Consider the following 14,913-nt stretch of genomic DNA (forward strand, 5'->3'; position numbering starts at 1 on the left):
TATTGAGAGGAATATGGAAAATTGATTACTGCAAAAGCTCCTGGCAAGCTTTATATTGCCGGTGAATATGCCGTAGTTGAAAATGGCTACCCGGCAATTCTGGTTGCGCTAAACCAGTTCGTTACCTGTTCAATCAAAGTCAGTCCTGCCGACACGGGACGCATCATCAGTGAGCAGTACCACGAAAACTCCCTGCTCTGGCGGCGGCAAGGCGATAAAATGGTCGTTGATCAGCGCGACAACCCGTTCGCCTACATTCTTTCTGCCATCAGCGTCACCGAAGAATATGCCCGCAGCCTGGATCGTCAGCTGCAGATCTACGACATCTATATTGACAGTCAGCTTGACTCAGCCAATGGCAAAAAATATGGTCTGGGTTCTTCCGCCGCGGTTACCGTTGCCACGGTCAAGGCGCTGTGTCTTTTTTATGATCTGCCGGTTGACAAGGACAAGCTCTTTAAGCTGGCTGCCATCGCCCATTTCGCCGTCCAAGGCAACGGTTCATTGGGGGATGTGGCGGCTTCGGTATATGGCGGTTGGATCGCGTACCATTCGTTTGATCGGCAATGGCTTGCTGAACAGCGCCAATACCTGGATCTGCCGACTCTGCTGGACCTGCCATGGCCTGATCTAAAAATCGAATCACTCACCGCCCCAGCCAATCTGCAGCTTTTGATCGGCTGGACCGGCAGCCCGGCTTCAACTTCGCGGCTGGTCGACAAGATCTCTTTGTTTAAGGCCCGTCAGCAGGATAAGTATCATCATTTCCTGGAAGAAAGCAAGGCCTGCATTCAGCGTATGATTGAAGGCTTTCATCAGGCTGATCTGGACGTAATCAAGCGCGAGATTCGCAAAAACCGCGAGCTGCTGAAAAATCTGGGTGCCAATTCCGGAGTCCAGATTGAAACGCCGATTCTGCATGAACTATGTCGCATTGCCGAAGATTTCGGCGGCGCGGCCAAGACTTCCGGTGCTGGCGGCGGCGACTGCGGCATCGTAGCAATTGATGGTCATGCTGATCTGGATGGCCTTTTAGCGGCTTGGCAGACTAAGAAAATCGAACAGCTGCCGTTAGCGGTTCATTTTGTCAACTCGATTCGCCGCTACAAGCTCAAGATCAAATAAATCCATTCGCGCGCCGCTATTTCGTGACGCGCGAATTTTATGTACCCTATTCAAGGAGGTATTATGGAATCGCTGCAAGCTCACCGTAAAAATGAACATGTTTCACTGGCCGAAAAGCTCTACTCGCAATCCCATGCCAATCATCCGTTTGATCAGGTCCGCCTGATTCACAACAGCCTGCCGGAAATGGCACTCAGCCAGGCGGATCCATGCGTTAAGCTGGGCGAATTGACCTTCAAATCGCCTTTTTATATCGAAGCGATGACTGGCGGCAGCATGCAGACGGCTAAAATCAACGCCCAACTAGCAGCACTTGCTCATCGGCATGGGCTGGCAATGGCAACCGGATCTTTAAGCGTTGCCTTAAAAGATCCCCAGGCCCAGGCATCTTTTGCCATCGTTCGCGAAAAGATGCCGACTGAACCAGTCATTGCCAATCTTGGCGCCAGCGTCGATCCAAAGCAGGCCCAAAAGGCAATTGAGATTCTAAAAGCCGATGCCATTGAGATTCATCTCAATGCTGCCCAGGAACTGGTAATGCCAGAAGGAGATCGTGAGTTTTTCTGGCAGGAACGCATCAAAAAACTGGTCAGTCAGCTAAGCATCCCCGTCATCGTTAAGGAAGTCGGCTTCGGCATGGATAAAAAAAACATTGCCAGGCTGCAGAAGCTGGGCGTTAGATACATCAACGTTAGTGGCCGCGGCGGTACCAACTTCGCGGCCATCGAAAATCGGCGCAATCATCATTTCGACCTGTCAATGCTCAATGACTGGGGACAGACGACGCCAGAATCATTGTTGGAGGCCCGCGCCGTTAAAGATCCCGATGTTAGTATTATTGCTTCGGGCGGCATTACTTCGCCACTCGATGTCATTAAGGCTGGTGCTCTGGGCGCAAGTGCAGTCGGCGTGGCTGGCCATTTTCTGCACACGCTGCTTGATGAGGGCAACGACGCCTTAGATCGCGAGCTGGACACTTGGCAAGAAGCAATCCTGCGCTTGCTGACGCTTTTGGGCTGTCATGATTTTGCCGAGCTGAAGCAGGCCGAAGTAGTCTTAAGTCCTGAACTGATCAGCTATGCAACCCAACGTGGCTTATAAGCATAATTCAAAATACTATTTCGGATAATTAGAATAACATTTTATATTTAATAAACTATTTTACTTGGATATTTTTTTGAAAACGTTCACTTGCGCGACAGGTGAACGTTTTTTAAGTAATGACAATTTGGCTGGTCAATCTTATACTAAAGTTAGTGAGGGATTTCTAATTTTTTGCACTGGGAAATTTTAATTTTTGACTGTAAGGAGGAGGATGCATATGGCTGCTAAACCACCAATGGTCGAATTTAAGAACGTCTCCAAGATTTATCCGGGAGGCAAGGTAGCTGTTGAAAATATCAATCTGCGCATTGAGCGTGGAGAATTCGTTTGTTTTATCGGGACCTCTGGCGGTGGCAAGACGACGACCCTGCGAATGATCAACGGTATGCTGATTCCAACTGGCGGCGATATTACTGTCGATGGTAAAAACATCCATGATATTGACCCAATCGAATTGCGCCGCAGTATTGGCTATGTGATTCAAAACATCGGGCTGATGCCACATATGACGATTCGCGATAACATCACGCTGGTTCCCAAGCTTTTAAAATGGCCTAAAGAAAAACGCGATGCCCGTGCCAAGGAACTGATCAAAATGGTCGAACTACCCGAAGAATTTCTGGATCGCTATCCTTCCGAGCTTTCCGGCGGTCAGCAGCAGCGGATCGGGGTTATTCGGGCCTTGGCTGCCGATCAGCAGATCATCTTGATGGATGAGCCGTTTGGTGCCCTGGACCCGTTGACGCGTGAAGCACTGCAGCGGCTGGTTAAGCGATTGCAGCAGCAGATGGGCCGGACCATCATCATGGTTACCCACGACATGGATGAAGCAATTCGGCTGGCCGATCGAATCGTGATTATGGATCAAGGACATATCATTCAAAATGCCTCGCCTGACGATGTACTGACTCACCCTGCCAATGAGTTCGTTGCCAATCTGATTGGTCCAGAACGTCTCCGCCAGGCCAAGGTCAACCACTTGACAGCAGCCGAGATCATGCGGCCAAATCCAATCAAGATTCACGCTCAGCAAAATCTCGGCGATGCCTTGAACCAAATGCACCAATACCACGTCGACAGTCTGATGGTCGTCGACGATGAAGATCATCTGACCGGGATTCTTGACTTAAAGACGCTGCGCAACCAGCAGCAGCCGCAGTTGATTATTGATGACATGAAGCATGCGGTACCGGTTAAGATCAAGGAAGACGAACGCCTGCAGATGATTACGGAACCGCTTTTGGAACGGAATTGGGAGTACGTTCCCGTAGTTGATGAGCAAAATCACTTAAAAGGCATCATTACCCGATCAGCACTGGTTGACGTAATCTATGATGCCGTTTGGGGAACCACTGAAAATCCCCATCCAGCCAAAGACCAAGCTAAGGATCTAAAAGAGGCAGGTGAGCAATAATGATGGCATTCTTGCAAGCACATGGGACCGAACTGATCGTCAAAACATGGGAGCAGATCTATATTTCTGCTGTTTCGCTTGCTTTGGGAATCATTGTTGCGGTACCTCTTGGAATTGCTTTAACGCGTTGTAAAAAAATTGCCAGATTCGTAATTGGGCTGGCCAGCATGCTGCAGACCATCCCTTCATTGGCACTGCTGGCCTTGATGATTCCAATCTTAGGAATTGGCAAGACGCCGGCAATCGTAGCACTGTTTATCTATTCCCTGCTGCCGATTCTACGCAATACCTATGCCGGCATGGAAGACGTTGATCCAACCTTGATTGACAGCGCCAAGGGAATGGGCATGACCAATTGGGAATCAATCAAGATGGTTGAACTGCCATTAGCCCTGCCCGTAATCATGGCCGGGATTCGTCTGGCGGCCGTCTATGTTATTGCCTGGTCAACGCTGGCTTCCTACATTGGGGCTGGCGGCTTGGGTGATTTCATCTTCAATGGTTTGGACCTTTACGAACCGGATTTGATCATCGGCGGTACGATCCCAGTTACCATCCTGGCCTTGGTTGCTGACTGGCTGCTGGGCATTGTGGAACGCAAACTCACACCTACTACGAGTCGGGGAGGTGCGGCTAATGATCAGGCATAGAAATTTAAAGATCGGGGCGCTGCTTTTTAGCATTTTTATCCTCGTTTTAGGCGTCAGCGGCTGTAGCTCTTCTACTGAGACCACCTATCATCAGCCTAAGACGCTGCGGATTGCTACCCAAAGCTCAACTGAATCTCAGATCATGGGCTACATGCTTAAGGATCTGATCGAACATGATACCAACTATAAGGTCAAGATGGTCAATAACCTGGGGAGCTCATCGGTTTCACACAAGGCGCTGCAAAACAATGATGCTGATATTATGGCGACCAGCTACACGGGAACTGATTTGACTGGGACTTTGGGCATGCCCGCTCAAAAAGACCCCAAAAAAGCTACTAAAACCGTTGATCGCCTTTTAAAGCAGCGTTACGATGAGATTCGCTATCCTTCGTACGGTTTTGCCGATACCTATGCCTTCATGGTAACCCAGGCCAATGCCAAAAAGTATAATCTAACCACGGTCGGTGACTTGAAGCCGGTTGCCAGTCAATTAACGGCTGGGGTCGACAGTTCCTGGATGAACCGCAAAGGCGATGGCTACAACGACTTTGCCAAGGTATATGGATTTAAGTTCAAGCGCGTCTACCCAATGCAGATCGGGTTGGTCTATGATGCGGCCGAACAAGGCAAAATGCAGGTTATTTTAGGCTACTCAACTGACGGACGAATCCGCAGCTATAACCTGAAGATCTTAAAGGACAATCTGCACTTTTTCCCGCCATATAACTGCTCACTAGTCGTCAGAGGCGCAATCATTCGTCATGATCCGCATCTTAAAAAAGTCCTGCACCGCTTGGATGGCAAAATCAGTCTATCAACCATGCAGGAGCTTAACTATCAGGCTGATGACGAACTGTTGGAGCCCGCTACGGTTGCGCACCGTTTCTTAGTTAAGCACCACTACTTTGAAGGAGGCGACAATTAATGAAGGGTTTGAGTCTATGGCAGCAGTTCTGGTACTACCTCGGTCATAATGGCACCTATGTTCTGCAGCAGTTTAACCATCATTTTGCCATCTCTGTCTATGGCGTCTTACTGGCGGCATTAGTTGGAATCCCACTTGGAATCCTGATTTCTCGTCACCATCACTTAAATGGGCCGATTATCAGTATCGCCAACATTATTCAAACGATTCCTTCCTTGGCCATGGTTTCAATGCTGATGCTGGTCTTAGGACTGGGGGACCAGACCGTTATCGTTGCCAACTTTCTGTATTCGCTGCTGCCGATCATTAAAAACACGGCAGCCGGCCTGGACAGCGTCAGTCCTGTTTCACTGGATGCCGGTCGCGGGCTGGGCATGACGAAGTGGCAGCTTTTGGTCATGGTTGAAATGCCGCTTTCCGTATCCGTTATCATGGCCGGGATTCGGAATGCCCTGGTCGTTGCCATCGGAATTACGGCAATTGGCTCTTTTGTTGGTGCCGGCGGTCTGGGTGATATTATCATTCGTGGGACCAACGCAACCAACGGCGGGGCCATCATCCTTGCCGGTGCCTTGCCAACTGCTTTAATGGCGATCATTACTGACTGGGTACTGGGCTGGGTTCAGCATAAACTGGCACCGCACACCGCGAAAAAAGCGCAATAAAGCCAAAACTGCTTCATTTATGGCAACTGTCAAATAAAAATAGCGTCACCTCAAGTTTTTCCGGCTTGAGGTGACGCTATTGATTCTTAAAGACCTTTTTGATTATGTATTCTTCAAATATTTTGCCAATAGTTAATTGATGCCCAGCAGATATGCAAAAAATCTTGTATAAAGCATATGACAAAAACCTCATTACCTACTTTTCATCAAAAATCAATGCATAGTAGGTAATTCACAAAGTCGGTCTGATCCAATCAACCCCTACCAGTTTCTAAACCTACGATTCGGAAAAAATTCGTCTCAAGTAGGTAATGTTTGGCGAATTTAATATTCACTTACCTACTTCCGGTCCAAAAACGAAGAATAGTAGGTAAATCCAGTCCTGTAAGCTGCTCAAGATTCGTTTTTCTTCACAAACAAGCCTGCTTGAAAGCATCAACGCCCGATCATTTACTTTATCATCAAATGACAGCCAAGCCACGTTAAGCCCTAGCCAAATCTCAGGCTGCACTTGCCAAAATCACGTCAATTACCCGTGCAGTTTTCGTTTTTGATGTAATGCGACCGGCTTGCTTTGATTATTTCCTGGGAAAACCAAAGCCCGTTACCAAAAAAATCACGCATGCCCGTTCAAGCACCGTGATCTCATTTTTATTGATGAAGCATCTTTTCTGCCAAAGCAAAGTTGCCCAGCGTTGCCGAACCATTGCCAGGAACGCTTGGATTCGTGATGTATTCTTCCAGATCGCCGACTTCCAGATAGCCATTGTAGAGCTGTCTGAACTGATCGCGAACCTTTTCCATAAAGTGTGGTCGTGAAACGCTGCCGCCAAAAATCACGCGGGCGGGCCGCAGAATTGACGTTGCCTGCATTACTGCCTGAGCAGCATAATAAGCCATAATGTCCCAGACATGATCATCGTCGCTTACGTCTTCACCTCGCTTACCAAGGCGTGCTTTAAAGGTCGGACCGCACAGCAGGCCTTCCAGACAGTCGCCATGATAAGGACAGATCCCCGTAAAGTTCAGATCGTCAGGATGCCGCTTTACCAAGACATGCCCCATTTCCGGTGCCCCAACGCCGCCAATAAAGTGACCATCTTGAATTGCTCCGGCCCCAACGCCAGTCCCAATCGTATAGTAGACCAGGTCGGCTTTAGGCAGCTGATCCTTTAGATTGACGTATTCTCCATAAACCGAGCCATTAACGTCGGTTGTAAAGTAGATTGGCAGGTTTTGTCCCAGCCCACGCTTCAGCATTCCGATAAAATCACAGTTTGACCACTTGATCTTTGGCGTATCAGTAATGTAGCCATATTTAGCCGAATGCTTGTCGATATCGATCGGTCCAAAGCTGGCAACGCTCATCGCCTGCATTTCCGGATATTTTTTGAAGAATGCAATACAGTTGCCAATCGTGGTTGCTGGGTCAATCGTGGGGAAGATTGCCTTATCGATTACCTCATAATTTTCATTGCCAACTGCACAGACAAATTTGGTCCCGCCGGCTTCAATACTACCAAGTATCATAAAATTAATCCCTCGCTCGTTAAAATTGTCCTATTATTGTTATTCGTTTATCAATAATAACGCTTTCTTAATTAATCAACAAGTTTTTCCGGTTTTTTTCAAGATTTCATTGACTTTAACTAAATGATCATTTAGTATGATTAACATGAGAGAAAAAGACCAATCTAAAAAAGCTAAAATTATCCAAGCCGTTTTTGAAATCGTGGATCGTGACGGTCTCGCAGGGCTGTCATTTGGTAAAATCGCCAAATGGGCCGGCATCAGTTCCGGCACCCCTTATGTGTACTACCGCGATAAAACGGACATGCTCTCACAGATTTATGTTGCTGCTAAACAGCAGCTGGAATCCGGGCTGGACGAACAGCTGGCCCAAACCGACTCAACTAAAGAACAACTAATCACCTGCCTAGAGTATTTTGCTCGGCAGTATATAAAATATCCTCTGCAGGCCAACTATATCATGGCCATTCATGCCGCTCCCGAATTGATTACGCCAACTGCCAGGCAGGAAGGCGCCTCGTTTACCAACAGTCTGAGCGGCCTGTACTGCCGTCTGTGCAAAGAAAGTCAATCAGCAGTCGTTGGCGACCAGTTTCTGGTTGGTGCCCTGCTGCTGGGACCAATCATGTGGCTTTTGCGTCAAGCAAAGCTCAACAATACGCAAGTCGACGATGCACAGATCAAAAGAGTCGTCCGCATTTCGGTTAATGGCTTGTTTGAAGAAGAAAAACACGAAACTAGTTTATGAAAGGAAATTGCCAATGATTAAATTTTACTTTCACACAAATAATCCTGCCAAACGGCGCGCGGAAAAATGGCTGACCAAGCATGGCCTTGACTTCCAATCCCGCAACCTGAATAAAGATCCTTTAACGCGCGATGAAGTTCTCCAATTACTGGAACTCTCGCCCGATGGCACTGAAACGCTGGTATCCGAACGTTCCAAGGCAACCAAAGAACTTTACGCCAAACATCCCGCGCCAACGATGAATCAGCTGATTGATGCCATTCAAGAAACACCACAGATCCTTAAAAGTCCGCTAATCGTCAGTGGCCACAAAATGCTGACGGGTTTCAATGCTGATAAGATGGGGGTTTTGGTTCCTCATCAGCAGCGGCGCCTGGAACTGTCGCAACTCTTGGGCAAGCTTAACGGTCGCGGCTCAAGTCAAGCCATGCAGCTGGCCTACAATTAGCCTCCAACCTTGTCTCAACCGATGAGATGAGGTTTTTTAATCTTAAAAAGCGGTGCCGTCCTCACCTCGGGACAGCACCGCTTTTATTTACGACTCTCGTTAGTCTGATTGCATGATCGTTCAAGAAAATAAAGCGATCTAGAATCGAAGCCCTTTTGGATAAAAGTTTTTAAGCGTTTGACCAACCAGCTTGCCCCAGCCACAGACATGACCCTGACAAACCAGCAGCTGCCAGCCAGGCTCGCCACTCAGCTGCAGCGTATCGCCATGCACGTATTGGCGCCACTGATCAAGCGTAATCGACAAGACATGGTCGGTATCCGTGGGCTGACTGGCTAAGGCCCAAGCCAGCGCGGGTTCAAATCGATTCTTTTTAAACGTTCCCAAATGCAGTCCCGGCCGCAGAATCGTCATCTGCGCGATCTCATCGATTCCCTTTGGCAGATCATAAAGCTGATCACCATAAGTCAGCAGATGATTTGCCTGATAGCTGGGCATCGTTTGGGCAGCAAACTTTTCAAATAAGGTTCGCTGCTCTTTGGTAATCGAATTATGGTTAGCGCGCTGCTTGCCCTTTTTCTTGCTTTTCTTTTTAGCTGATACCGGCATCACTGAACCGCCCTGCAGACGGAATTTAGCAATAAAATGGCCTTCGCCTTGGATATGATGCGGGAACAGACGCACGGCACGACTTAATTCAGGATTGCCGTCTGCCCATTCTGGTCGGCCATCGTCCATACCGGCATACTTCTTGATCGGCTCCATGGTCAGATCATAGTTGTCCAACAGCCAGGCCGCGTTTTGCTCATCTTCTTCCGGGGCAAACGTGCAGGTGGAATAAACCAGCGTGCCCCCCGGTTTGAGCATTTTCATAGCTGAGCTTAGAATCTTGCGCTGACGATTGGCACATTCACTTGGATAATCCGGCGTCCAATACTCAATTCCGGCCGGCTCTTTGCGGAACATTCCCTCACCAGAACAAGGCGCATCCACTAAGATTCGATCAAAAAACTGCGGAAACTGTTTTTCAAGGTCAGCTGGGCTCTCATTCATCACGACTGCATGCCGAGTCCCCCAGCGTTCAAGATTTTCAGCTAGGATATTGGCCCGCTTGCGAAAGATCTCATTGGCAACCAGCAGACCCTCATCATGCATTTTGGCGATTAAATGCGTACTTTTACCACCTGGGGCCGCGCATAGATCCAGCACACGCTCACCCGGCTGCGGATCCACGACCTCGCCAACGTACATGGCGCTGGGTTCCTGGCTGTATACCCAACCGGTAACGTGATCCAGCGACTTGCCATCAACCTTGCCAAACCAGCCATTTTCAACATATTCAATCTTACCTGACGCTGTTTTCAACGTGGCATCCGGTTGGCCGTTTTTTAAAGGATTGGTACGAAAGCCGCTGCAGCTTGGCTGATCAAACGCGGCCAAAAACGCATCGGTCTCATTACCTAACAGCTGACGGTATTTTTCAATAAAAGCAGTTGGTAGTTTCACAAAAAAAGCTCCTCGTCATAAAATATCCTTATTATTATAGCATTATTCTATCGCCAAAGCCGTTAGATGGAGCTTACGGGTTAGAACGTCAACCTTTGAGTCATACAGCGCCTGGATAAACTCATCATCCTCAGCGTCATAATAAAGATACTGGCCTTTTTCGTTTGCCAATAATTCAATCAGAATACGAATGGCCCGACCATTGCCCTCGCGAAATGGATGCAGGTAGTTCAGCTCATCCAAAAGCTTGGCGTATGCGGCTGTCTGTGGTCGTGACTGCCGTTTTAAAGCGGTAATCTCAGCATTGACCGAGCGAATGCCATTGTCAAAAACGTTCGGCGGCAAAAACAACGTCTGCTGCTTGGTTAGATTATAGTTGCGCAGCTCACCGGCCCAGTCGTATAGATCGCCAAACAAGGCCCGGTTGATCCGGCATAGATCGTCAACACTGGCTATCTTAAAACCGCGCTGCAGCATTCTCAGCCCTACCAATGAACCTTGAACAAACTCATGCTCATCAAGATCCGCTTTATCATGAATGCCCAGCTTATTTTTCAAGGTGCCGTTTGGATTTAAAAAAGTATGAGTTAAGGCCTGCTCATCCGTGATCGCCGGCTTAGCAACCGGAACCCGCCAATGCCGCAGCCGATCCAATTGTGCGTCTAATTCAGGCTGCGGGTGATCATATGCATCAGCCAATGCCCGTATCTGTTCATCGGTTGGCTCCCAGCCTTCCACGGCACTGTTGGCAACCGTCACTGCCAGTAGCTGAAATTTGCGCGGATTGCGAAACTCAACGCCGCCAATATGATGCGTTTTGCGATTAATCAAAGCTGTCATGTTGCCATCTTCCCTTCTGAATCTAATTAACCCAATTGTAGCGCGCCCGTTGGCCATCAAACAATGCTTTCAAACATTAAAAGCTAAGGTCGGTATAATGTTATATAGTTTTTTATAGTGCGCAAATATGCATATCAGCTTAATTCAGCGATATATAATGACCTATAAATTTTCTAACCGTTGCACTTTCATTGCACAAAAAACGGCCGTCATATGACGACCGCTTTATTTTTTACGTGGATCTTTAATGCCAGTTGCAGCTTCCATTCCCGCAGTTGTTACTACCAAAGTTTTCCCGATTACTCTATATGATCCATTGGGCCATTTTTGAGGGCTTTGTCGGATCGAGTTACGAACATACGCAATATTTTTTCCCCAAATCTTAGCTGCATCAGTTGCGCTCATAATGTCTGGGCTATTTAAATCAATATCCATTTTAAGGTTTCACTCCTAACCATTGTAAAACAATCAAAATGATAATTATTATCGAACATACTAAGACAATAGTGTGTGCTGTTTTTTTAGTCATAGTTGATTAATCCCCTTCCATATTCTAAAATACGGAAATAAGGGTTTGGGTTTCCCCGCGCCCCTATTTCAAAGAGTGTTAAGGCTTAACTCCTAGCCAATCTAGCAATGCGATAATCGCCGCAATGATTGATGCGATTGCTGATGTGGTTTCGAGCGGTGAAGCTTTTACGCTCTTTTTCTTTTTATGTCCTTTATGTTTAGACATTTTGCTTCCCCCCTTTCCTAATTGATATATTTATTATAACACTGTACAGAACTATATTCAATACTTTACAGTGTTTTTTATTTAAAATAAAAAAAGCCCTAGCCGTAGCTAGGACTAAACACTATGATTTTTTCGTTGCACCTAATGATAAGATTGTGCTTTCAGTGAAAAGGCCAACCGCAAACATCATCTTTGCAAAATCGACTTCGCCGACATCGCTACCGGTTGACGTAATACGGCAAGCGCTCCAGTCGTACTGATCAACATCAGCATATGGTTCATGCACCACGCAAGACTTCCACAACTCGAACTGCGCTGGTGTAGCTTTTTGCATTGCGCTTACGGTCAGAAAACCGTTGATATAGGATAGCACGTTACACCAACATTGATCGTGAACAAACGATTGTGAAGTTACACTACCATAGCCAGCTGAACCAGTTGCATACAACGGGACCCAGCTTGCCATCGTCCGCATTTCAACCCAACAGCCATTGTCGAACCGACCGATGATATTTTTTGAATCGTTCATATCAACAAAAAGGCTTGTCGCAGCACGTTTTGTTGGCGCGACACTCGGCGCCTTAAGACTGTTGATAAAGTCTTGCTCTGTTCCGCTGTTACCGGCGTCAAGCCATGTTTGGTAGGCACTCTTGCCATCGTTCCCATTGCTACCAGGATCGCCCTTTTCGCCTTGAGTACCTTTCAAGCTATTCAGAAAGTCTTGTTGAGTGCCTTTGTTTCCGGCGTCAAGCCAAATTTGATAAGCGCTTTTTCCATCGTTACCTTTTTCAGCAGTGCCACCGCTACCCGCATTTTTCAGCTTAGATTCGATTTCAGCCTTGATTTCGCTAACCGTTAAGGTTGGCAGCACTTCGCCAACCATTGCCGTTACATTGGCTTGCAAACCCAGATAGCCTTTATCCTTGTTAGGATAGATTCTTGTTTTATCGCCATTCGTAACCCATAGTTCAGCGGTGTACATATCAGACGGCAAGCCTTTAAGTTCCTGACTGCTGAATGAAGGTTCGGTTAACGCTATATCCTTGATATAACCGCTCTGATTGCCCAATTTCAGCGTGTAAGTCATGTTGTCGGTAAATTCTAGCCGTTCATCATTAACAAGCGCTATGACGTTAATAGTGCGGTCTGTGTCATCGACTTTGATAACACGTGGATAAAAAATTAATTGTTCCATTATATAAGCTCCCTTTTGATACGAAAAAAAGACCTAGCCGTTAAGCTAGGTCTAATCGTTATTTGAAAGTGCCGTAAGGCTCACCAGTATTAGCATTTCGGCATACCAGATAGCCGTATTGACCGTTGCCACGTGGTTGACGCAGCCAAACGAACCCGTTATGACGGCTCCATGCGTCATATTTAATCACGCTACCAGAAGGCAAGACAGCGATTGACGTTGCGGTTACTTTAGCACCCCACCGCAGATGCAGTGCAGTTGTACTCGTGAACGTACCATTTTCAGCGTGCCATTCGTCGCCCAGTGCGTCCTTCCAGACCGTTTCAGCGGGCTTGTTAGTCGGTTGTGCAGGCTGTTCCGGTTGCTTAACTTCGGTTGGGTTAAACAGCGCCAAAGCGTTGTCAGTCAGCGTGATAGACCCGTCAACCTTGTAACCTAACAGGTTATCAGTATACTGCCATGCGTCAACGTAGTTGGCACTTGGGAAGTAGTTAAAGTTAGGCTCTTTGCCGTCTGCTTTACCGTTTGCCAGTACGTATGCAGCTAACCAGAAGAAATCGCAGTGCGGGTGGATTGCTTCCAGATCAAACTTAGGTAGCAGATACTTGTAGGTATAGAAACCGGTATGATAACCAGCGTTGCGCAACATATCCAAGAACACGATAACGCTTGACGTTGGCATGTTGTTGATTTCAGCGTCAAGGACTAACAGCGTGCCAGGCTTAACGTTTGCCTTTGCCTTAGCGTTTGCGATAAAGAAATCAGCTTCCGCCTTTGCTCCGGCGTCATTCGTGAAACGTCCGAAATGGTAGAATGCAAAGCCGTTAACACCACCCGCAGCAGCATTATTTACTTCGCTTTGAATATAAGGGTTGACGTAGTTAGTGCTTTCTGTAACCTTAACGATTGCTTTAGTTGCACCGATTGCGCGGTAGTCGTTAGCGGTCAGGTTAGCTTGATAACTAGCCAGATCAATCATGATTTCGCGTGCCATTTTTGACCTCCTTGTTATTGTCTTCGTGAACATACTCATCACTTAATTTGTAGATATACTGCTTGACAAAATCGGGAACGGGTACGCCCATTTGCCCCAGATTTTCAATGATCGAAACAGCATAAAACAAAACATAAAAGATAATCAGCGTGTCGCCGGCACTCCGAAATCCGTTGATGTCAAGCATAGGATAAAGCGTAATAATGATTAGCAGCAATACCCCGTGCCGAATCAAGCCATCAGTGCCTTTGCGACTGCTCGTTTTCTTGGTAACCAAAGACTTCAAAAAGCCCGTGATAATGTCAGCGACGACAATCCAGACAAACAGCCACACGATTTTGTTATCGACAAGCATATGCAAGTGCTCCATGTATTGCATATGATATGGTACGCCTGGACCGTCAGCAAGATACTTAATAACGTCCAATTTCCCAACTCCTAACTGCCGCCTTGCTATGCAATACTGTTATCTTTCATAGGCGACAAAATAAAAAGATTACGCAGCTACGTAATCTTGTCCGGTGATTTCCTTGAATTGTTCGGCGGTCAGCCAACCGACAAAAACCGCGTCCTTGCATTGTTGTACCGTGAAATAGCCCTTTGGGTAATACATCTTAAAAATAGAATACATAGCTTTTACCTCGCTTCTTAGTTAGTTGACTTTGCGTTTGCCAGTAGTGCACTGGTCAGACTAGCGATTTGCTTTCCTTGCTGATTAACCGTCATTTGCGTTTGCAGCAGTTGAGCCGTAAGCATGCTGATAGTTTTATCATCAGAGTTTGGCTCTGCCTTTGTTTCTTCATGTGGCACTTCCGGTAAACTCTTGCGCCAAGTTTCTTCGTCTACACCGGCCCAAGCCGACCCGTTCCAGGTAGGGTTAAGCAACGGCTTACCTTCGTTGTCAAATGGCGCGATAGTCGTTGCGTTTGCGGGAACTTGTGCGTCATCTTCAACGATGTCAAAGTAGCTAAATGCGTTTTTGTTCGTTGAATCGAAAAAATAAATCTTTTTTGACATTAATAATCACCTC

18 protein-coding genes are annotated in these 14,913 nt (G+C 47.1%); 8 read left to right on the top strand and 10 right to left on the bottom strand.

The features are described 5' to 3' along the window. Positions 1 to 21 precede the first annotated feature (21 nt). The 6 genes from FC47_RS03285 to FC47_RS03310 all read left to right on the top strand — a co-directional run bounded on the left by FC47_RS03285 (position 22) and on the right by FC47_RS03310 (position 5,886). Positions 22 to 1,125, top strand: coding sequence for a phosphomevalonate kinase (locus FC47_RS03285; RefSeq protein WP_006499213.1), 1,104 nt, complete (start codon positions 22 to 24; stop codon positions 1,123 to 1,125). Between the two features lie 60 nt (positions 1,126 to 1,185). Further along, the gene (fni, locus tag FC47_RS03290) at positions 1,186 to 2,226 is read left to right on the top strand and encodes a type 2 isopentenyl-diphosphate Delta-isomerase (protein ID WP_174435175.1); all 1,041 of its coding nucleotides are present in this window, start codon (positions 1,186 to 1,188) and stop codon (positions 2,224 to 2,226) included. Positions 2,227 to 2,446: 220 nt separating this feature from the next. Further along, positions 2,447 to 3,643, top strand: coding sequence for an ABC transporter ATP-binding protein (locus FC47_RS03295; RefSeq protein WP_033934877.1), 1,197 nt, complete (start codon positions 2,447 to 2,449; stop codon positions 3,641 to 3,643). Continuing rightward, on the top strand, positions 3,643 to 4,293 hold the full coding sequence (locus FC47_RS03300) for an ABC transporter permease (protein WP_006499217.1): 651 nt from the start codon (positions 3,643 to 3,645) through the stop codon (positions 4,291 to 4,293). Before FC47_RS03295 ends, FC47_RS03300 begins: the two co-directional genes overlap by 1 nt. Further along, positions 4,280 to 5,221, top strand: coding sequence for an osmoprotectant ABC transporter substrate-binding protein (locus tag FC47_RS03305; RefSeq protein WP_056967867.1), 942 nt, complete (start codon positions 4,280 to 4,282; stop codon positions 5,219 to 5,221). Before FC47_RS03300 ends, FC47_RS03305 begins: the two co-directional genes overlap by 14 nt. Next, positions 5,221 to 5,886, top strand: coding sequence for an ABC transporter permease (locus FC47_RS03310; RefSeq protein WP_006499219.1), 666 nt, complete (start codon positions 5,221 to 5,223; stop codon positions 5,884 to 5,886). Before FC47_RS03305 ends, FC47_RS03310 begins: the two co-directional genes overlap by 1 nt. 651 nt (positions 5,887 to 6,537) lie before the next feature. Here the strand turns inward: FC47_RS03310 and scrK are convergent. Then, on the bottom strand, positions 6,538 to 7,416 hold the full coding sequence (gene scrK / locus FC47_RS03315; protein WP_006499220.1) for a fructokinase ScrK: 879 nt from the start codon (positions 7,414 to 7,416) through the stop codon (positions 6,538 to 6,540). Positions 7,417 to 7,552: 136 nt separating this feature from the next. Here scrK and FC47_RS03320 point away from each other — a divergent pair, with 136 nt between their 5' ends. Continuing rightward, positions 7,553 to 8,164: a TetR/AcrR family transcriptional regulator gene (locus FC47_RS03320; protein ID WP_006499221.1), complete on the top strand. Its 612-nt coding sequence runs from the start codon at positions 7,553 to 7,555 to the stop codon at positions 8,162 to 8,164. A gap of 13 nt (positions 8,165 to 8,177) precedes the next feature. Further along, positions 8,178 to 8,612, top strand: a complete 435-nt coding sequence (locus FC47_RS03325; protein WP_006499222.1) for a Spx/MgsR family RNA polymerase-binding regulatory protein — start codon at positions 8,178 to 8,180, stop codon at positions 8,610 to 8,612. A gap of 138 nt (positions 8,613 to 8,750) precedes the next feature. Here the strand turns inward: FC47_RS03325 and FC47_RS03330 are convergent, their stop codons facing one another. The 9 genes from FC47_RS03330 to FC47_RS03360 form a co-directional block, all read right to left on the bottom strand. After that, complete coding sequence (locus FC47_RS03330) at positions 8,751 to 10,118, bottom strand: RsmF rRNA methyltransferase first C-terminal domain-containing protein (protein WP_006499223.1); 1,368 nt, start codon at positions 10,116 to 10,118, stop codon at positions 8,751 to 8,753. Between the two features lie 42 nt (positions 10,119 to 10,160). Beyond that, on the bottom strand, positions 10,161 to 10,958 hold the full coding sequence (locus tag FC47_RS03335) for a Fic/DOC family protein (protein ID WP_056967869.1): 798 nt from the start codon (positions 10,956 to 10,958) through the stop codon (positions 10,161 to 10,163). Positions 10,959 to 11,183: 225 nt separating this feature from the next. Beyond that, a complete protein-coding gene (locus FC47_RS03340; RefSeq protein WP_056967870.1) occupies positions 11,184 to 11,393 on the bottom strand; it encodes a helix-turn-helix domain-containing protein in 210 nt (69 codons plus the stop codon). A gap of 172 nt (positions 11,394 to 11,565) precedes the next feature. Beyond that, positions 11,566 to 11,694 (bottom strand): hypothetical protein, encoded by a 129-nt coding sequence (locus FC47_RS11010; protein WP_268888866.1) that lies wholly within the window; start codon positions 11,692 to 11,694, stop codon positions 11,566 to 11,568. Positions 11,695 to 11,815: 121 nt separating this feature from the next. Further along, positions 11,816 to 12,889 (bottom strand): hypothetical protein, encoded by a 1,074-nt coding sequence (locus tag FC47_RS03345; protein WP_056967873.1) that lies wholly within the window; start codon positions 12,887 to 12,889, stop codon positions 11,816 to 11,818. Positions 12,890 to 12,947: 58 nt separating this feature from the next. Next, positions 12,948 to 13,883 carry a GH25 family lysozyme gene (locus FC47_RS03350; RefSeq protein WP_056967875.1) on the bottom strand — a complete coding sequence of 312 codons (936 nt, stop codon included), beginning with the start codon at positions 13,881 to 13,883 and terminating at the stop codon, positions 12,948 to 12,950. Beyond that, on the bottom strand, positions 13,861 to 14,310 hold the full coding sequence (locus FC47_RS03355) for a phage holin family protein (protein ID WP_235803986.1): 450 nt from the start codon (positions 14,308 to 14,310) through the stop codon (positions 13,861 to 13,863). The genes FC47_RS03350 and FC47_RS03355 overlap by 23 nt, the downstream gene beginning before the upstream one ends. Positions 14,311 to 14,379: 69 nt before the next feature. After that, complete coding sequence (locus FC47_RS10390; RefSeq protein ID WP_240164301.1) at positions 14,380 to 14,514, bottom strand: XkdX family protein; 135 nt, start codon at positions 14,512 to 14,514, stop codon at positions 14,380 to 14,382. Between the two features lie 17 nt (positions 14,515 to 14,531). Continuing rightward, on the bottom strand, positions 14,532 to 14,900 hold the full coding sequence (locus FC47_RS03360) for a hypothetical protein (protein WP_056967877.1): 369 nt from the start codon (positions 14,898 to 14,900) through the stop codon (positions 14,532 to 14,534). Between the last annotated feature and the right edge of the window lie 13 nt (positions 14,901 to 14,913).

Origin of the sequence: Limosilactobacillus mucosae DSM 13345 (assembly GCF_001436025.1) — a bacterium.
GTDB classification, from domain to species: domain Bacteria; phylum Bacillota; class Bacilli; order Lactobacillales; family Lactobacillaceae; genus Limosilactobacillus; species Limosilactobacillus mucosae.